This window comes from Deinococcus sp. AB2017081, from assembly GCF_034440735.1.
Lineage (GTDB): Bacteria > Deinococcota > Deinococci > Deinococcales > Deinococcaceae > Deinococcus > Deinococcus rufus.
The window spans coordinates 1252665-1271566 of the sequence record NZ_CP140098.1 but is presented as its reverse complement, the minus strand read 5'-3'; the positions used below and the strand labels follow the sequence as shown (position 1 = coordinate 1271566).

The following is an 18902-nucleotide window of genomic DNA, read 5'->3' as shown; positions in this document are numbered from 1 at the left end:
GCCCGGACAGCGTCCCCCTGCTCCTGAGGACATTGCCATGACCCCCCCACCTGCCCGGCCCACTCCCGTTCCGCCGTCCTGCCGTCCCGGTGCCCTGCCGTGAAGCGGGCCCTGGTCACCGGCGGGGCCGGCTTCATCGGCAGCCATGTCGTCGACGCCCTGCTGGGCAGCGGGTGGCATGTCGAGGCCATCGACAGCTTCGATCCGTTCTACGACCCGGCGATCAAACACCGCAACATCGCCGCGCACCGGGAGCATCCCCACTACACGCTGCACACCGTGGACATCCGTGACCATCACGCCCTCCGGGCGCTGCCCGGCGACTTCAGCGCGATCGTCCATCTCGCGGCCAGGGCCGGGGTGCGGCCCAGCATCGCCGATCCGACCACGTATCAGGACGTGAACGTGGGCGGCACGCAGCACCTGCTGGAATTCGCGCGGGAGCGGCACGTGCCGCAGTTCGTGTTCGCGTCGAGTTCCTCGGTCTATGGCGTGAATCCGCGCGTGCCGTGGAGCGAGGAGGATCATGTCCTGGCCCCGATCAGTCCGTATGCCAGCACCAAGGTGAGCGGTGAGCTGCTGGGCCACGTCTACAGCCATCTGTATGGCCTGCGCTTCGTGGCCCTGCGGTTCTTCACGGTCTACGGCGAGCGGCAGCGGCCGGATCTGGCCGTGCACACCTTCGCCCGGCGGATGCTGGCCGGACAGTCCATTCCGTTCTACGGCGACGGTTCCACCCGGCGGGACTACACACACGTCAGCGACATCGTCCAGGGCATCCTGGCCGCGCTGCACTACGCCGGCAGCCCCTACGAGGTGATCAACCTGGGGAACAACCGGACCATCAGCCTGGCCGAGATGGTCGGCACGCTGGAGGACGTGCTGGGCCTGCCGGCCCGGCGGGAGGTGCTGCCGGCCCAGCCCGGCGACGTGCCGCAGACCTGGGCACACCTGGGCAAGGCCGAGCGGCTGCTGGACTTCCGGCCACACGTCGAATTCCATGACGGCTGCGCCACCTTTGTCGACTGGCTGCGGCGCCAGCCCCAGCCGGTCACGCAGGCGAAACGGTGATCCACGCCATCAAGTGGGCCGGACCGGTGCCCTACCACGTCGTGTGGTTCCCGGAGACCCGCGACCTGGACACGGTCGCCCGGCTGCGCGCGCCGGTCACCGTGATCCGGCAGGCCAGCGCGGCGTTCATGCAGCACCTGCCGCTGCCGGTGATCCGTCGCGCACGGTTCTGTACGGCCGTCACGGACCTGACCCGCTCGGAGGATCAGTTGCTGGCGGACATGCACAAGACCTGCCGGGCGTCGGTGCGGCGGGCCATGAAGGTTCCGCACACCTTCGAGGTGCTGCCGCCGGGCCAGGCCCCCGAGGCCCGCCGCCTGATCAACGACTTCAACCGCCAGCTGTACGGGCGGCCGGTCAGCGCTGCCAACTGGCAGCTGACGGATCGCCACGGCTTCGTCACGCAGCTCCGGGTGGACGGCCACGTCATCGCCGTGAACACCTACCTGCTCGACGGCCTGTCGCGGGCACGGGGGCTGTACGCCGCGACGATCCCGCGCGAGGGCGGCGCCATGCCGGCCCGCACCATCGCGGAACTCAACCGGCTGCTCACGTGGTACGACATGCAGTATGTCCGCGACCTGGGCGTGCGCATCTACGACGCCGGGGGTCTGTTCGACGATCCCGCCCATCCCTCGGCCGGCGTGGATCAGTTCAAGCTGTCGTTCGGGTTCACACGGCAGTACGAGTACCACGCCCTGACCAGTCCGTATCTGCTGGCCCGACGGGGCCTGAACCGCGTGGAGCAGCGCCCGTGACGCTGCCCACGTCGCGCCGGCGCGTGGCCCGCCAGCTCTTGCCCCACCTGCGCCGGATCCCGCTGTCGAACCTGCTGCTGCGCCAGGAATACGTGATCGCGGTGGGCCCCGCGCCCGACCTGACCGGTCTGCCCGGCCGGACGTGGCCATCGCTGGTCACCCGCGAGCTGGTCACGGACGCCGTGGCCGAGTACGTCGCCGATCCCTTCGTGCTGCGGCGTGGCGACCGCTACCACCTGTTCTTCGAGGTGCTGAACCTGGAGACCGGCCGGGGCGAACTGTCGACCGCCCACTCGGACGACCTGACCCACTGGACCTACGGCGGCATGATCCTGCGCGAGAACGTACACCTGTCGTACCCCTACGTGTTCGAGCACGGCCGCGAGGTCTACATGGTGCCCGAGACCGGTGAGCGGGGCACCGTGACCCTGTACCACGCCGCCGACTTCCCGCACCGCTGGACTCGGGTCGTGGACCTGCTGCGCGGCGCACCCTATGTGGACTCCTCGGTCTTCCACGACGCGGCGGGCACCGGCGACTGGTGGCTGGTGACCTCGATCGCCGGCGGCGTGGCCCCGCTGGTGTACCGCGCCGCGCAGCTCACAGGGCCGTGGGATCCGGTCGACGTGCACGCCAGCGCCGGCCCACAGCTGCTGCGATCCGCCGGACGGATCTTCAGCCACGGCGGCCGGTGGTACCGGCCCGTACAGCGCCCCGGTCTGGTCTACGGCGAGGACGTGAGTCTCATGTGCATCGACGTCCGGGACGGCACGTACCGCGAGACCCCGGCCACCGGCTGGCCGCAGCCGGTGCTGTACCCCTCCGGCACGGGCTGGACGTCCCTGGGCATGCACCATCTGGATGTCCAGTCCAGCGGCGGGGAACTGCTGCTGGCCGTGGACGGCAAGGCCCTGATCGTCGACCTGAATCGCCGGCGGATGTGGCTGCGGGTGCGCAACAAACTGCTGGGGGTGGGCCGCGCATGACCCTGGTGAGACACAGCCTGATCTACGTCGTGGCGCGCGGTGTACCGGGTCTCCTGAATTTCGCGGCGCTGTCGGTCTTCAGTCATCTGCTCGACCCCGCCGGCTACGGCCAGTACGCGCTGGTGATCGCCATCTCCAGCCTGCTGAACTCGGTGCTGTTCGAGTGGCTCCATCTGGGCCTGCTGCGCTACCTGCCGACCGGCGAGGAGCGCGTGCCGTTCCTGCGCACCATCATCGGCGGCTACGCGCTGGTCGTCGCGGCCACCGCTGTGCTGGGCGGCGTCAGTCTGCTGGTCGTGGACGACGCGACGCGCCCGCTGGTGGTGCTGGCGCTGGTGCTCACGTGGGGGCAGGTGTGGTTCGAACTGACCCTGGAGCTGCTGCGTGCCCAGTTGAAACCCCTGCACTACGGCCTGCTGGCCCTGACCCGCGCCGTGCTGTCCCTGGGTCTGGGTGTGCTGCTGGTGCGCGCCGGCCTGGGCAGCACGGGGCGGCTGCTGGGGCTGCTGCTGGGCGCCGCGCTGCCGGGCGTGCTGTGGAGCGTGTGGTGCTGGCGCGGCGCGGCCCGCTGGGACGTGAACCGCGAGACCATGCGCACCCTGCTGAGCTACGGCCTGCCCCTCACCGTGACCTTCGCGTTCGGCTTCATCCTGAGCACCTCCGACCGCCTGCTGCTGGGGGCCCTCCAGGGAGCGGCGGCTGCCGGAATCTTCTCGGTCGGCATGGACCTCGCGCAGCAGTCGCTGGGACTGCTGATGGCCATCGTGAACCTCGCGGCGTACCCGCTGGCCGTGCGGGCCCTGAACGAACGCGGCGAACATGCGGCGCGGGAACAGCTGATCCACAACGGCTCGCTGCTGCTGGCCGTGGCCGTACCCGCCACCGTGGGGCTGGCCGCACTGGCCCCACAGATCGCGCGGGTGGCCCTGGGAGCGGACTTCCAGGCGGCGGCGGCGCAACTCATCCCGTGGGTGGCGCTCAGTGCGCTGCTCATGGGCCTCAAGGCCTACCACCTGGATCTGAGTTTCCAGCTGGGCCAGAACACCCGCCAGCAGATCTGGATCGTGCTGATCGCGGCCGCCGTGAACGTCGGCCTGAACATGCTGTGGATCCCGCGCCTGGGCTACATGGGCTGCGCGTATGCGTCTGCCGTGGCGGCCCTCGTGGCCCTGCTGCTCAGCTGGTTCTGGGGCCGGCAGTCGTTCCCGGTGCCGGTGTGGTTTCCGAACGTGCCGGCCGTGCTGCTGGGCAGCGCCGCGCTGTACGGCACCGAACTGCTGCTCGCCACCGGACGTGGGCCGCTGGCCCTGCTGGGTCAGATCGTGGCCGGCGGCGCCGCCTACGGCGCGGTCTATCTCGCCGCGAGCAGCGAGGACCGGGTTCGCGTGCAGACGTGGTGGGCCGGGCGCAGCCGGGCCGTGCGGGTCCGGGGGACGCCGTGACAGCGCAGGTGGCAGCGGGCCGCCGCCTGGCACTGTTCATGCCGACCCTCACCCCGGGCGGGGCCGAGCGCGTGATGATCAACCTTGCCCGCGGCTTTGCCGAGCGCGGCCACACCGTCGATTTCGTCCTGGCCAAGGCCGAGGGGGTGTACCTGGACGATGTGCCGCCCGGCGTGCGGCTGATCGACCTGGACAGTCCCCACCGGCTGCAGACCATGCGCAGCCTGCCGCGCCTGACCGCGTACCTGCGCCGTGAGCGGCCAGACGCCCTGCTGGCCGCGCTGAACCACGCGAACATCGTGGCGCTGGCGGCCCGGCGGCTGGCCGGCGTGGACACGCGGGTGGTCGTGTCGATCCACAACACCATCTCCAGCGAGAAGGCGCGCGGGGCGAACAGCCGCGACCGGATCCTGCCGCAGCTGTGTGCGCTGACCTACCCGGCTGCGCAGGGCATCGTGGCCGTGTCGGGCGGCGTGGCCGACGACTTCAGCGAGGCGACCGGCCTGGACAGAGGGCAGCTCGAGGTGATCTACAACCCGGTGATCACGCCGGAACTCGCCACGCAGGCCGCGCAGCCGGTCGAGCATCCGTGGTTCGCGCCGGGGCAGCCGCCGGTCATCCTGGGGGCGGGCCGCCTGGAATACCAGAAGAACTTTCCGTCCCTGATCCGGGCCTTCGCCCAGCTGCGCCGCGAGCGCCCCGCCCGCCTGGTCATCCTGGGCGAGGGCTCCGAGGCCGACGCCCTGGCCGCGCTGACCCGCGAGCTGGGCGTGGACGGCGACGTGTGGATGCCGGGACACGTGAAGAACCCCTTCGCGTACATGGCGCGCTCAGCGGTGTTCGCGCTGTCCTCTCGCTACGAGGGCCTGCCAACCGTGCTGATCGAGGCGCTGGCCGTGGGCGCCGCAGTGGTCTCGACCGACTGCCCGCACGGCCCGGCCGAGATCGTGGCCCGCACCGGCAGCGGCATTCTGGTGCCGGTCGATGACGACGACGCCCTCGAGCGCGGCCTCCGGACGGCGCTGCAGCACCCGGTGCGGCCCGCCGCGAACCTGCACGAGTACGGCATGGACTACCCGCCGGAGCGCTACCTGGAGCTGATGCTGTGAGCAGCCGGGCCCGGCAGTGGCCGGGTTCCACGTCGTCGGCGGCTGGACACCCGTCGGCGGCACTGGTGCTGGCGTGTGTGTTCCTGTTCTGCATCTCGTGGGAAAACGCGGTGGTTCTGCCGGGACTGGGAACGGTGGGCCGCCTGGGCGGCGTGCTGGCCGTCGCGGCGTGGGGGCTGCACGTCCTGCGCCGGGGCCGGATCTCGCGGCTGTCGGCGGGGATCACCGCGCTGGCCGTGTACCTGCTGTATGCCACCGCCACGTATTTCGTGCGCATCGACGAGCGCTCGGCCTTCGACACGGCCATCACGACGCTGCAGCTGGGCGTGGTGTCTCTACTGCTGTGGGACGTGATCCACACCCGTGAGCAGCTGCGGCTGGCGCTGGGGTCGCTGGTCGCGGGCGCCACCGTGAGCATCGTGCTGACCCTGGCCGCGTTCTTCGGTCAGTACCCCACCAAGTTCTATGACCGCTACGCCGGGGGCAACTTCGACCCGAACGAGCTGGGCCTCATCCTGTCGCTGTCGGTGCCGCTGGCATGGTGGGTCGCGCGGGAGGAACGCCGCTGGCCGCTGCGCACTGCCCTAATGCTGTACCCCCCTGCCGCGTTCTTCGCCCTGGTGCTGACCGGTTCGCGGGCCGCGCTGATCGCCTACGCCTTCGCGCTGCTGTACGTGCTGTACGACATCTTCGCGGGCCGGCACTTCGGGCGGCGGGCGAGGGCAGCGCTGCTGACTGGCCTGGCCGCGTGCGCGTGGGGGGTGTCGATCCTGGCCCCCGCCGCCATCGCGCGGCTGAGTACCATCGGCAGCGAACTGACCAGCGGCACCCTGAACGACCGGAGGGACATCTGGGCAGCGGCGTGGACCGTGGCCGGCACCGCGCCGCTGCTGGGCGTGGGGGTGGGCCGCCTGGAGGAAGATCTGAAACCATATTTCGGAGAGGCCATCGTGGCCCACAACACGCTGATCACCGTGGCCGTCGAGGGCGGCGTGGTCGGGGCGCTGCTGTTCAGCGCCTTCGTGGCCCTGCTGCTGCTGAACCTGCGCGCGGTACGCGGCAGTCTGCGGCTGATGTGGGTGGCATGCCTCACCTGCCTGCTGGTGGGCACCTTCACGCTGACGTGGAACTACCGCAAGCTCACGTGGGTGCTCCCTGCCCTGATGCTGTGCTCGGCCCGGCTGCACCGCCGGGAGTCGCCGGTCACCGGCCGGCCACCGCCGGACACCCGGGGAGCGCCATGAAGCTCCTGTACGTGGTGACTGGCACGAACCTCGCCGGGGCCGAGATGCAGGTGCTCCAGCTGGCACGCGGCATGCGCGGCCGGGGGCACGACGTGCAGATCCTGTCGCTGGCCCCGGAAGGCCCGGTCGCCGCCCTGGCGCGGGACGCGGGCGTGCCGGTGCACGCGCTCGGGGTGCGCGGCCCGGCGGGGCTGCTGCGGGCCGTGTCCGGCGTGGCCCGGCACAGCGCCGACGTTCGCCCGGACGTGCTGCACAGCCACTTGATCCATGCCAATCTGGTCGCCCGCGTGGGCCGGGCGCTGCGCCCGGTGCCCGTCCTGATCAGCACCGGCCACAGCGTCCGCGAGGGTGGGCGCTGGTCGCTGCCCGCCTACCGGGTGACCGACCGCCTGAGCGACCTGACGACCAACGTGAGCGCCCGCGCCGTCGAGCAGTACCGGGCCCGGAAGGCCGTCCCGCCGGACAAGCTGCGCTGCGTGCCGAACGGCCTGGATCTCGCGGCCTTCGACATGGCCGCCGGCGACCGCCCCGCCGACCGCATGGACGGCACCTTCCGCTTCATCGCGGTGGGCCGCTTCGAGGAGGCCAAGGACTACCCGACCATGCTGGACGCCTTCGCGCAGGTCGTGGCGGCAGCCCCGCACGCCCGGCTGGACATCGTCGGCGAGGGGCGCGGGCTGGAGGCGGCGCGGGCCAGGGTCGCCGCGCTGACCCTGGGCAACGCTGTCACCTTCCTGGGAGCCCGGCACGACGTGCCCGCCCTGCTGCGCGGCGCGGACGCCTATCTGATGTCCTCGGCGTGGGAGGGCCTGCCGATGGTGCTGCTGGAGGCCGGGGCCGCCCGGCTGCCGGTCGTGGCGACCGATGTCGGCTCGGTCGCGGACGCCGTGCAGGACGGCCGCAGCGGCGTGCTGGTGCCGCCCGGCGATCCGGCGGCGCTGGCCCGCGCCGCCCTGCACGTCCTGCATCTGGACGCCGCGCCGCGCCGGCACATGGGCGACCTGGGCCGGGCCCACGTGGAACGGCACTACGGTCTGGAGAGCGTGCTGAACGAGTGGGAGGGCATCTACCGTGGTCTGCTCGCCCGCCGGGCCATCCGGACGCGCCGCTGGAGGAAGACATGAACATCGCCTTCGTCATCACGCGGGGGGACTCGATCGGGGGAGCGCATATCCACGTGCGCGACCTGGCCCTGCACCTGATCCGTCTGGGCCACCGCGCCACGGTCATCGTCGGCGGACACGGCGAGTACACCCGCGAACTGGAGCGGGCCGGGGTGCCGTACCGCAGCCTGGAACTGCTGACCCGCGAGATCCGGCCGCGCCAGGAACTGCGGGCGCTGCTGGAACTGCGCGGCGTGCTGCGGGACCTGCGGCCGGATCTGGTGTCCACGCATTCCTCGAAGGCGGGGCTGCTGGGCCGTGTCGCGGCGCGGTCGCTGGGCCTGCCGGTGCTCTTCACCGCCCACGGCTGGGCCTTCACGGACGGCGTGCCCGAGCGCGAGCGGCGGCTGTACCTGCACGCCGAACGCGCGACCGCGCCGCTGGCCGCGCGGATCATCACGGTCTCGGGCTACGACCGGCAGCTCGCCCTGCGCCTGCGCGTGGCGTCGGCGCGGCGCATGGTCGCCATCCACAACGGCATGCCGCTGCGACCGGATCTGGCTCCCGCGCAGCCCGAGGCCGGGCCGCCCACGCTGGTCATGGTCGCCCGCTTCCAGGAGCAGAAAGATCACACCACGCTGCTGCGGGCGCTCTCTGGCCTGACAGACCTGCCGTGGACCCTCGACCTGATCGGAGACGGCCCGCTGCTGGAGTCCACCCGGGCCCTGGCGACCTCGCTGGGCCTGGCGGGGCGGGTCCGCTTCCTGGGATCGCGCCGCGACGTGGCCGAGCAGCTCCAGCGTGCCCAGGTGTTCGTGCTCGCCACCCACTGGGAGGGCTTTCCGCGCTCGATCCTGGAAGCGATGCGGGCGGGGCTGCCGGTCGTGGCGTCGGACGTGGGCGGCGTGAGGGAGTCCGTGCAGGACGGCGTGACCGGCCGGGTGGTGCCGCCTGCCGACGTGGACGCCCTGCGCGGGGCACTGTCTGACGTGATCCGCTCGCCCGACCTGCGCCGCTCCATGGGCGAGCACGGCCGCGCCCGCTTCCTGGCTGCTTTCACCTTCGAGCACATGGTCACGCGCACGCTGGACATCTACCGCGAGGTGCTGGGCACCCGCGCCCCCGCCGCCGTGGCCGACCCAGGGGAGGCCGCACCCGGCTGACCGGCCGCCCCGGAACCCCTCCCCACCCTTCCCCCGGATGTTGATGTTCCGGAAACGCCAGACCTGCTACACCGTGATCAGCCGACCGCTGCCACCGTCCAGCAGGCGCTCTGCCCGAGGTATGACTTGCATTCCCCCCGCCCACCCCACCCCACCGACTGGAGCGCCGCGAGCCTGTGGCACGCCCTGCGCACCGACGCGCCGCTGATCCTGGGTACAGCCACCGTGGCAGCCCTGCTGACATGGGGCACCCTGGCCCTGCGTGCGCCGGAGTACACGGCGACGAGCAGCCTGATGTCTGCCCCGTCCGGCAGCAGTGACCCGGTCTTCACCACCGCCCCGCCCCTGCCGCCGGGCGCGGTCGAGCGGGCACTCCACAGCGAGGCGCTGGTGCAGGATCTGGTCACGCGCATGCAGGGCAGCGGCCTGGACACCGACACGGTGACCCGGCTGGCCACGACCCTGCGCTCGGAGCTGGGCACCCAGGACTTCGAGGTGCTCACCGTGACCTCGCAGATCAACGACCAGCAGGGCGGCACCTACGTGGTCGCCGCGCGTGCCGCCGCGCCGCGAGAGGCGAAGGTGCTGGCCGACGCGGCAGCCGACGCCCTGCTCGCGTGGGACCGGCAGCGGGCCGTCGAGGGCGTCACACGGCTGCAACGCAGCCTGCGCTCGTATCTGGCGACCCTGGACAGCCGCATCGCCGCCACCACCGATGCCGGCCGCCGCACGGCGCTGCTCCAGGCGCAGCAGATCGCCGCCGACCGGCTCGCACAGCTCGAGCAGGTTCAGGACGCCGCCACCGGCACGCTGTACCCGCTGGCTGCCGCCGTCGAACCGACCCGGTCTGGAACCGGATCACCGCTGGGGCCAGCGCTGGCGGTTCTGGTGGCCCTGACCGCGCTGGGCACTGCCGTGGTGGCGCGGCTGGGATCGCCGCGCCGCCCCAGGCCCCAGCGGGCCACCCAGGTTCCCGGGGTGCAGGAACTGGGGTGGCTGCCCACGCTGCGCAGCACCGCCCTGGACGACCCCGACACGCGGCGGCGAAACGCGGTGGCCCTGCTGCGCGGCAATGTTCTGGCCCAGCTGGAGCCCGGCGTGAAGCGAGTGGTGGTGAGTGGTGCCCAGGACAGCACCGACGCGAGCCTGGTGGCCGCTCAGCTGGCGCGCAGCGTGGCCGCCGCCGGACAGCGCGTCCTGCTCGTCGATGCCCACGCCGGTGCTCCCCAGCAGCGGCTGTGGGTGGCCCCCACGGCGCACTGGCAGCTGCTGCCCGGCGCGGCCCCGCAGGCCCGCGCCGCCACGACCCTGGCGTCGGCCCTGACGTTCCCGGAGGGTGCCCAGGCGCAGACCGTGGCCCCCGGGGTCGACGTACTGGGCGGCCCCGATCCGCAGGTGCTCGACCTCAACCGCGTGGAGGGCCTGGACACCCTGCTGTCCCGCTGGAGCGAGGAGTATGACCTGATGATCGTGGATGCCCCGACGCTGGACACGCCGGATGCCGCCCTGGCCCTGTGCGCCGGACGCCGCAGTCTGCTGGTCGTCCGCGAGGACACGGCCGACCGGGCCGGCCAGCTGGGCGCACTGCGCGCGACCCTGCCCACGGCCCACCGCATCCTGCTGGGTGTCGTGTGGAGCGGCGTCGCCCAGGGCTGGGGAGCGATGTCCAGACGGGAGCGGCGCTCCACTGGCCGCGGGCCCACCTCCCACACCCAGGACTCCGGGGCGCTGTAATGCGCTCCGGCCCGGTGCACGACGACATCGAACTGCGGCAGGTGTTGCGGCACCTGCGACCGGCGGCCGTGGGCATCGCGCTGGCGACCATCCTGACCACGGCCGGCACGTATGCCGCCCAGCGCGGGCAGCCCCGCGTGTACGAGTCCGTGGCGAGCGTGATGTCCGTGACCGGGGCGCGGGACGCGGCGGATCTGGACATCACGGCCAGTGCGCCGCCCGTCACACCGACCGCCGTCGACGAGGTGCTGCACAGCGCCGCCCTGGTCAGCGACATCATCGGCCGGCTGCCGGCATCGGGTCTGCCGGCGGAGCAGGCAGACGCGCTGGCGGGCACCCTGCGGGCCGAACTGCGCACCCGCGAGTTCCGGCACCTGCTGGTCAGGGCGCGCGTGGATCAGCAGCAGCGCGGCGTGTACGGCATCGTGGCGCGGGCCGACCGTGCGGAGACCGCGCAGGCCCTGGCCGGGGCCGCCGCCCGCTCGCTGCTCGCGTGGGATGCCCAGCGCGCCCGGTACCGTTACGTGGTCGCCCGCCAGGCGCTGGAGAACCAGATCGCCCGGACCAGCACGCTGCTGCCCGACTCGGAACCCGGCGGTGCCCGCGAACAGCTGATCCGCACCGTGTGGCAGCTGAAGCTGCTGGAGGTCACGGCCACCGGCACCCTAACCCTGGTGGCGCGGCCGGTCACGCCGGATGGCCCCATCGCGCCGCGCCCCACCCGGGACGCCGCGCTGGCCGGGCTGCTGACCCTGCTGGGTACGTCGGCCGCCGCGCTGCTGGTGCAGGCCGTGCGCCGCCGCGTGCGCAGTGCGGCGGATCTGGATCGCCTGGGGCTGCCGGTGCTGGGCGACCTGCCCCTGACCGGCCCACTGCCGGATCTGGTGCTCCGCAGCCACCGTGGCCCCCTGCACGACGCTGTGGGCTTCCTGCGCGTACAGCTCCTGCCGCTGCTGGCACGGGCGCCGCTGCCGGTGCTGGTCATCTGCGGTACCCGCGCCGGCCAGGGCACCAGCGCCGTGGTCGCCACGCTGGCCGCGAACCTGGGCGACAGCGGCCTGCGCATCCTGATCGTCGACGCGCGGGGCTCCGCGAGTCGACAGCGGCACCTGTGGCCGCTGCACGTGGCGCCGTGGGTACCGCTGCCCGGTGCCGCGGTCAACCCGGCGTACGGCGTCGCCACCACGCTCAGCGGCGCGTGTCATGACCCGCAGGTCGCGCAGGTGGCCCGCGTGGGTGGACGGATCGATCTGCTGCCCGCCGACACCGACGACTCGCCCACTGGCCCGCCGCCCGGCGTCCACCACCCGGCCTTCGCAGACCTGCTGCGCCAGTGGAGCGCCGCCTACGACGCCGTCCTCATCGATGCTCCCCCACTGCTGGACTGCCCGGACGCCCTGGCGGCCGCTCCGGGCACGGCAGGCGTGCTGCTGGTCGCGGATCTGGGCGTCGCCCGCAGTCCGGATCTTGAATGGGCGCTCACTGTGGCCGATGCGGCGGGCGTGCCGGTGCTGGGCGGCGTCCTGACCCGTCAGCGCGGCGGGCGGGTCACGGCCACAGCGCACCGTCTCGACTCCGGCGCAGACCGACCACAGCCCGCCCTGCACCCCGAACGGCGCTGAGCCGGCGCCAGCAGTGCAGGCCGCGTCCGAGATGACGCGGCCTGCTGCGTGTGCTCCGCCCGGCTCAGCGCCCGGCCAGGAGCCGCCAGATGTCCGGATTGCCCAGCCAGCCGTACCACAGGTTGGGCAGCAGGCCCAGGATGGTCACGCCGGCCACGCCCAGCGCCACGGCCAGGGTGGTGGGCGGCCGCTGGCCGTGCGCGTACTCGCGCGCCGGCGTGCGGTCCGGCATGAACATCAGCATGCCGGGGCGCAGGTAGTAGACCAGCGCCGCCACGCTGGTGATCGCTGCCAGCACGCTGAGCCACACGTACCCGTTTTGGAAGGCCGCCTGGAACGCGAGGTACTTGCCGAAGAAGCCCGCGAAGGGCGGCAGGCCCGCCAGCGACGCCAGGCAGATCGCCAGGGCGACCGCGTAGCCCGGATGGCGGTAGTACAGGCCGCGCAGGTCGCTGATGGACATCCCTTCCTCGCTGCGTTGCAGGGCGGCCACGATCGCCAGGGCCGCGGCGGTCATCAGGGTGTAGATCAGCAGGTAGTACGTCAGGGCCGCGCCGCCGGTGGCCGGGGTGCCCAGCAGGGCCATCGCCAGGAAACCGGTGTGCGCCACGGCCGAGTACGCGAGCATGCGCTTGAAGTTGGCCTGGAGGAGCGCGGCGGTATTCCCGATGATCAGCGTGGCGGCCGTCAGCACCTGCAGCACGCTCGCCCAGCCCGGCGCGTCGGCCAGGGCCCCCGAGAACACGCGCAGCATCCCGGCGAACACCGCGACCTTCACGACCGTGCTCAGGAACAGGCTGATGCTGGTGGGTGCCCCCGAGTACACGTCCGGCGTCCACTGGTGGAAGGGCACCAGCGCGATCTTGAACGCGAAGCCGGCCAGCACCAGCAGCGCCCCGCCGACCAGGATGCCGGTGTTCTGCGGCAGCAGCCCCGACACCGAGCCGACCCGCAGCGAGATCTCGGCGTAGTTCAGGCTGCCGGTCGCGCCGTACACGAAGGCGATCCCGTAGATCAGGATGGCGCTGCCCACCGCGCCCAGCAGGAAGTACTTCAGGCCGGATTCCTCGGCGCGGCGCGAGTCCTGCAGGGTGGCGAGCACGTAGCCCGACAGGCTCATGATCTCCAGCCCGATCAGCATGACGATCAGGTCGCCGGAGAAGGCCATCAGCAGCCCCCCCGTGATCGCGTACATCAGCATGGCGTCGAATTCCGGGAAGGAGATCCGGGCCCGCCACGCGGTGTCCAGCGACACCAGCATGGTCATGACGCTGCCCACGACGATGACCAGTCCCAGAAGCAGCGCCGGGTTATCGGCCTGGAGCGACGCCGTGAGCAGCGGCTGGCCGTCCGGAAGCGTGACGATCCGCGTGAAGGCCTGACGGCCCTGGTTCCACAGCGTCATCATCCACACGGCGCTGATCAGCAGCCAGCCGATGTTCAGGTAGGTCAGGACGCGGCGGCTGACCCAGAAGCCCAGCAGGGTGCTGGTCAGGGCCCCCAGCAGCACCGCCAGGATGGGAAACAGCGCACCCAGCGAGTAGAGGTCGGTTCCGGTGGGGGTTTGCAGCATGTCAGTTTCCCCCAAGTGCGGCGAGCACGGCCTTCACGGCGGGTTGCATGAGGTTCAGGGCCGGGGCGGAGTACACCCCGAAGAAGATCGCCACGGCGAGCGGCAGGATCAGGATCAGCCACTCGGTATGCACGAGGTCACCCACGGGAATCCCCCCGGTGGGCCGCGCCTGCCAGAAGGTGTGCTGGAAGGCGGTCAGGGCGTACGCGGCGGCCGCGATGGTCGTGATCCCGGCCACGAAGGCCAGCCACGGGAACACCTGGTAGGCGCCCAGCAGGATCGAGAATTCCCCGATGAAACCGGCCATGCCCGGCACGGCGATGCTGGCGAGCCACAGGGCCAGCGTCAGGCCACCCAGGGCACCCGCCTGGGTCATGACGCCGCCCACACGCACCTCGATGCTGCCGGTGCGCTCCTGGAGCATCCCGACCGCCAGGAACAGCGCCCCGGTGTACAGGTTCTGGAAGGCCAGGAGGTACATCGCGCCGATCACGGCCGTCTCGTTCAGCGAGAACACGCCGAGCGCGACAAAGCCCATGTGGCTCAGGCCCGCGTAGGCCAGCAGGCGCTTCCAGTCGGTCTGGTGGAAGGCGATCCACGCCGCGTACAGCGCGGTGAAGGCCGCGAGACCCATCAGCACCGGCCGCAGTTCCAGCGAGGCGTCGGGGAACAGCGTGATGCCGAAGATGAACACCCCGTAGCCCCCGACCTTGTACAGCGTGCCCATGACATCCGGGATGCCGCTGTCGTGGTTCTGCTCGTGGAAGTCCGGCAGCCACGCGTGCAGCGGCCACAGCGGCAGCTTGACGGCCATGGCGGTCAGGAAGGCCACGTACAGCCACGTCTGCGCGGAGCCCGCAGGCACGACGTTGGCCCTCAGATCGGCCAGCGCGAAGGTCGGGCTGCCCCCCAGGTACTTGATCCCGATGATCGAGACCAGCATGAGCAGCGAGCCGAACAGCGTGTACGCGGCGAATTTGACCAGCGCCCGCATGCGCCCCGCCTTGCCGTAGATGGCGAGCATGAGCAGCGAGGGCAGCAGCGCATCCTCGAAGAACACGTAGAACAGCACCAGATCCCGCGCCGCGAAGATGCCCAGCAGTCCGGTCTCCATGGCGAGGATCAGTGCCAGCATGGTGCCGGGGTTGGGAATGCGCCGCGCCGCGTACAGCACCGCGATGAACGACATGAACGCCGTGACCATCGCCAGTGCCAGACTCACGCCTGACAGTTCGGTGGAATATGTGATCCCCAGCGCCGGCACCCACGGCACGCTCAGCAGGTCACTACCGCCTGCCCGCCAGATCATGAAGCCGATCCCCAGCGTCAGGGCACACAGCAGGCCCGCCACCTCGTCGCGCCAGCGCTTGGGCGTGACCAGCAGCAGCAGGCTGCCGAGCATGGGCAGGAACACCATGAAGGTGGGCAGCAGCCGGATGAAGTCGCGGCTCATGCCACACTCCTCTGATTCCAACGCTGATCGAACACTTCGCCGACCAGCGTTTCCATCGCCGGAGTCTGGCCGCCGTTGCTACTCCCTCCGGTCGGGTTCGTCTCCGACTCACCGCAACGTCTTCTCACAGGCCACCTCCAATCGTTTTGAGGGCCCAGTAGCCGATGATCCCGGCCGTGCCGAGCAGCATGCTGACCGCGTAGGCGCGCACGAAGCCGCTCTGCCACAGCGTGAACAGGCCTCCCGGCGCAGCGGCGTTGCGGCTGACACTGCCGATCAGGCCGTCCGTGCTGCGGTCGGCGATGTCCAGTGCCCCGGCGATGGTGCGGCTGGGCGCACTGACGAGGTTGTCGTACACGGTGTCGAGGTACAGGGCATTGGTGCTGGTACGGCCCAGCGGGCCGTCCGTCAGCGTGCCGCGCCGGTGCTCGGCGGCGGCCCACAGCAGACCGATCACGCCGGCCGCGACCGCCAGCGCCGTGAGCAGCCACTCGGTCGAGGCCGCGATCTCATGGGCCTCCAGAGGCACCGCGCGGCTCAGGTAGGTGTCGAAGGCGTGTCCGCCGCCCAGGAAGGTCGGCACGTTCAGGAAGCCGCCCAGCGTGGCCAGCGCGGCCAGCACGCCCAGCGGCGCGGTCATCAGCGGATCGGCCTCGTGCGGGTGGGCGTGCCCACGGCCAGTGTCTCCACGGTAGGTGCCGCGCCACACCAGGAAGTACCAGCGGCCCATGTAGAACGCGGTCAGCAGGGCTACGCCCAGGCCGATCACGTACAGCCACGGGTTGGATTCATACGCGGCGGCCAGGATCGCGTCCTTGGAGAAGAACCCGCTCCAGATGGGAATGCCGCTGATCGCCAGCACGCCCATCAGCGAGACGATATGCGTGAACGGCATGAACCTGCGCAGCCCGCCCATCTGCCGCACGTCCTGCTCCTCGTGGACGGCGTGGATGACGGCCCCGGCGGCCAGGAACAGCAGCGCCTTGAAGAAGGCGTGCGTGAGCAGGTGGAACACCCCGGCCGTGTAGGCGTGCAGCCCCACCGCCATGAACATGTAGCCCAGCTGCGACACGGTCGAGTACGCGAGGATCTTCTTGATGTCGTACTGGTTCAGCGCCGAGAGTGCGCCGTACAGCGCGGTGAGGCCCCCGACCCACGCGACCCACAGTGACGCCGTCGGCGCGAGGTCGAACAGGAAGTTGCTGCGCGTCACGAGGTACACGCCCGCCGTCACCATGGTCGCCGCGTGGATCAGCGCCGAGACCGGCGTGGGGCCGGCCATGGCGTCCGGGAGCCACGTGGTCAGCGGCAGCTGGCCGGACTTGCCGACCGCGCCCACCAGCAGGAACAGACATGCCAGTTCCAGCGCGGCCCGGTCGAACTGCACGGTCTCGACCCGCTCGGCCAGCTGGGCAATGTTCAGGGTGCCGAAGGCCTTGAACAGCAGGAACATCCCGAGCATGAAGCCCAGATCCCCGATGCGGTTCATGATGAAGGCCTTGCGGGCGGCGTTGCTGTTGCTGCGGCCCTCGGCGTCGCGGGCGGCGAAGGTGGTGGCGTCGGCGGGGTTGCCGCGGCCCGAGAACCAGAAGCCGATCAGCAGGAACGACGCGGTACCCACCCCCTCCCACCCGACGAACATCAGCGGGTACGAGTCGGCCAGCACCAGGATCAGCATCATGGACACGAAGAAGTTCAGGAAGGCAAAAAAGCGCGTGAACTTCGCGTCGTGGCTCATGTACGAGATCGAGTAGACGTGGATCAGGAAGCCCACGCCCGTGATGATCAGGGTCATCAGGGCCGACAGCTGATCCCACGTGAAGCCCACGGACAGGTTGGCGGTGACGCCTCCCTCGCCCAGGGCCATGTTGGGCAGCCACGTCCACAGCGTTTCACTCTGGGGCGTGTCGGTCAGGCCGAAATAGCGTGACACGGCGAGCAGGAAGCTGAGCAGCACCAGCCCGGACGCCAGCCAGCCGCCGGACTTGCCGGGAAAGAGGCGGGGAAGGCACATCAGCAGGGCAAAGCCCAGCAGCGGCAGCAGGGGAAGAAGGAACAGGGGCACCCGGAGCACTCAGCCTTTCATGCCCGCGAGATCGTCCACGTTGGTCGTCTCGCGCTTGCGGAAGATGGCGACGATGATCGCCAGGCCGATCGCCACCTCGGCGGCGGCCAGGGTCATCACGATGAAGACGGCGGTCTGGCCGGTCGGGTCGTTCCACGCCCGCGCGAAGGCCACCAGGGCCAGGTTCGCGGCATTGAGCATGAGTTCCACCGACAGGAAGACCATGATCGCCGTGCGCCGGGTCAGGACACCGATCATGCCCAGCGCGAACAGCACGCCCGACAGGGCCACGTAACTCGTCGTCGGCACCATCACGCACGCACCTCCCGCTCGGGCAGCCGTTCCGGCGCCGAGGGCAGCAGCACCTCATCTGTGTCCGAAACGCCGTCCGGCTCGGCGGCCGGGCGCTGCACCAGCGCGACCGCGCCGACGATGGCGACCAGCAGCAGGATGCTGACCGCCTCGAAGGGCAGCAGGAAGCGGGTCAGGAGCGTCTCACCCATGACCTGCGCCGTGCCGCCGCGCAGCCCGGTCGTCGCCGTGTCCAGCGCGCCCGCCGCCGGCCCCTGGGACGCCGCCGCCAGCGGGCCTGGGTTCTTGAAGGTGTACGCCAGCACCACGAAGGCGCCCGCCAGCACGGTGCCGCCGATCCCGGCCAGTTCACGCACGTAGGGAATCGGGTCGCGCCCCGTGATGGGCGAGTTGGCGTTCAGCAGCATGATCACGAACAGGAACAGCACCATGATCGCCCCGGCGTACACGATCACCTGCACGGCGGCCAGGAACGACGCACTCATGGTGGCGAACAGTCCCGCCACGCACAGCAGCGTGCCCACCAGCCCCAGCGACGCGTGCACCGCGTTCCGCGCCGCGATGGTGACCACCCCGCCGCAGATGGCCAGCGCGCCCAGGAGGGTAAACGCGAGCATCATCCGCGGCCTCCGGCGGGGGCGCTGAGCTGTGGGCTCCGGGCGCTGCGGAAGTACGTCCGGACGCCCCTGTCTGCTCTCTGCGCTCTGCCCTCTCCCCTCTGCATCACTTGTACTTCACCCCCTCCAGTTCGGCGCGGACGCCGCCCTCCACCTGGAACCCCAGGCGGACGGGTTTGCCCTTCCTCGCGGCCTCGCGGCGCTGGGGCAGGCTGCCCTCGGTGCCGACCAGCATGTCCTCCTTGGCGTACACGAAATCGCCGTAGCGGTAATCGGCCATCTCGAACTCATTGCCCATCACGACCGCGCCCGTGGGGCACGCTTCCTCGCACATGCCGCAGAAGATGCAGCGCAGCATGTTGATCTCGTAGACCTTGGCGTAGCGCTCGCCGGGCGACACAGGGTTGGCCGGATCGTTCTCGGCGGCCTCGACGTAGATCGCGTAGGCGGGGCACGCCGCCGCACACAGCGAGCACCCGATGCACTTCTCCAGATTGGTGCCGGGGTGCCGCGTGAGCACGTGCCGCCCACGGAAGCGGGGCTGCAAGGTGGCCCGCTGCTCGGGATAACTGACGGTCAGGGGCTTCTGGAACATCTTGCCCAGGGTCAGGCCCATGCCCTTGGCGATTTCAAGCACGCCCATGTAAAAC

Annotated in this window: 16 protein-coding genes; 10 read left to right on the top strand and 6 right to left on the bottom strand. The window is 71.0% G+C overall.

Going from position 1 to position 18902, the window contains the following annotated elements; translation table 11 throughout:
- Window positions 1–99 precede the first annotated feature (99 nt).
- The 10 genes from U2P90_RS06205 to U2P90_RS06160 all read left to right on the top strand — a co-directional run bounded on the left by U2P90_RS06205 (window position 100) and on the right by U2P90_RS06160 (window position 12232).
- Window positions 100–1071 carry an NAD-dependent epimerase/dehydratase family protein gene (locus U2P90_RS06205; protein ID WP_322474230.1) on the top strand — a complete coding sequence of 324 codons (972 nt, stop codon included), beginning with the start codon at window positions 100–102 and terminating at the stop codon, window positions 1069–1071.
- Window positions 1068–1829, top strand: a complete 762-nt coding sequence (locus U2P90_RS06200; RefSeq protein WP_322474229.1) for a hypothetical protein — start codon at window positions 1068–1070, stop codon at window positions 1827–1829. Before U2P90_RS06205 ends, U2P90_RS06200 begins: the two co-directional genes overlap by 4 nt.
- Window positions 1826–2815: a hypothetical protein gene (locus U2P90_RS06195; RefSeq protein WP_295815087.1), complete on the top strand. Its 990-nt coding sequence runs from the start codon at window positions 1826–1828 to the stop codon at window positions 2813–2815. Before U2P90_RS06200 ends, U2P90_RS06195 begins: the two co-directional genes overlap by 4 nt.
- Window positions 2812–4257, top strand: a complete 1446-nt coding sequence (locus U2P90_RS06190) for a lipopolysaccharide biosynthesis protein (RefSeq protein WP_322474228.1) — start codon at window positions 2812–2814, stop codon at window positions 4255–4257. Before U2P90_RS06195 ends, U2P90_RS06190 begins: the two co-directional genes overlap by 4 nt.
- Window positions 4254–5366: a glycosyltransferase gene (locus U2P90_RS06185; protein ID WP_295815093.1), complete on the top strand. Its 1113-nt coding sequence runs from the start codon at window positions 4254–4256 to the stop codon at window positions 5364–5366. The genes U2P90_RS06190 and U2P90_RS06185 overlap by 4 nt, the downstream gene beginning before the upstream one ends.
- Window positions 5363–6610 (top strand): O-antigen ligase family protein, encoded by a 1248-nt coding sequence (locus tag U2P90_RS06180; protein WP_322474227.1) that lies wholly within the window; start codon window positions 5363–5365, stop codon window positions 6608–6610. Before U2P90_RS06185 ends, U2P90_RS06180 begins: the two co-directional genes overlap by 4 nt.
- Window positions 6607–7734 carry a glycosyltransferase gene (locus U2P90_RS06175; RefSeq protein WP_322474226.1) on the top strand — a complete coding sequence of 376 codons (1128 nt, stop codon included), beginning with the start codon at window positions 6607–6609 and terminating at the stop codon, window positions 7732–7734. Before U2P90_RS06180 ends, U2P90_RS06175 begins: the two co-directional genes overlap by 4 nt.
- Window positions 7731–8876 carry a glycosyltransferase family 4 protein gene (locus tag U2P90_RS06170; protein ID WP_322474225.1) on the top strand — a complete coding sequence of 382 codons (1146 nt, stop codon included), beginning with the start codon at window positions 7731–7733 and terminating at the stop codon, window positions 8874–8876. Before U2P90_RS06175 ends, U2P90_RS06170 begins: the two co-directional genes overlap by 4 nt.
- A gap of 126 nt (window positions 8877–9002) precedes the next feature.
- Window positions 9003–10610, top strand: a complete 1608-nt coding sequence (locus U2P90_RS06165; RefSeq protein WP_322474224.1) for a hypothetical protein — start codon at window positions 9003–9005, stop codon at window positions 10608–10610.
- A complete protein-coding gene (locus U2P90_RS06160) occupies window positions 10610–12232 on the top strand; it encodes a chromosome partitioning protein (protein WP_322474223.1) in 1623 nt (540 codons plus the stop codon). Before U2P90_RS06165 ends, U2P90_RS06160 begins: the two co-directional genes overlap by 1 nt.
- A 64-nt stretch (window positions 12233–12296) precedes the next feature.
- Here U2P90_RS06160 and U2P90_RS06155 read toward each other — a convergent pair whose 3' ends face one another.
- From U2P90_RS06155 to nuoI, 6 genes are all read right to left on the bottom strand, one after another.
- Window positions 12297–13805 carry an NADH-quinone oxidoreductase subunit N gene (locus U2P90_RS06155; protein WP_322474222.1) on the bottom strand — a complete coding sequence of 503 codons (1509 nt, stop codon included), beginning with the start codon at window positions 13803–13805 and terminating at the stop codon, window positions 12297–12299.
- A gap of 1 nt (window position 13806) precedes the next feature.
- A complete protein-coding gene (locus U2P90_RS06150) occupies window positions 13807–15258 on the bottom strand; it encodes an NADH-quinone oxidoreductase subunit M (RefSeq protein ID WP_380101504.1) in 1452 nt (483 codons plus the stop codon).
- A gap of 124 nt (window positions 15259–15382) precedes the next feature.
- On the bottom strand, window positions 15383–17323 hold the full coding sequence (gene nuoL, locus U2P90_RS06145; protein ID WP_322474221.1) for an NADH-quinone oxidoreductase subunit L: 1941 nt from the start codon (window positions 17321–17323) through the stop codon (window positions 15383–15385).
- A 9-nt stretch (window positions 17324–17332) separates the two neighbouring features.
- Window positions 17333–17635: an NADH-quinone oxidoreductase subunit NuoK gene (gene nuoK, locus U2P90_RS06140; RefSeq protein ID WP_295821546.1), complete on the bottom strand. Its 303-nt coding sequence runs from the start codon at window positions 17633–17635 to the stop codon at window positions 17333–17335.
- Window positions 17635–18255, bottom strand: coding sequence for an NADH-quinone oxidoreductase subunit J (locus tag U2P90_RS06135; RefSeq protein WP_322474220.1), 621 nt, complete (start codon window positions 18253–18255; stop codon window positions 17635–17637). Before U2P90_RS06135 ends, nuoK begins: the two co-directional genes overlap by 1 nt.
- Window positions 18256–18358: 103 nt before the next feature.
- Window positions 18359–18895 (bottom strand): NADH-quinone oxidoreductase subunit NuoI, encoded by a 537-nt coding sequence (nuoI, locus tag U2P90_RS06130; RefSeq protein ID WP_322474219.1) that lies wholly within the window; start codon window positions 18893–18895, stop codon window positions 18359–18361.
- Between the last annotated feature and the right edge of the window lie 7 nt (window positions 18896–18902).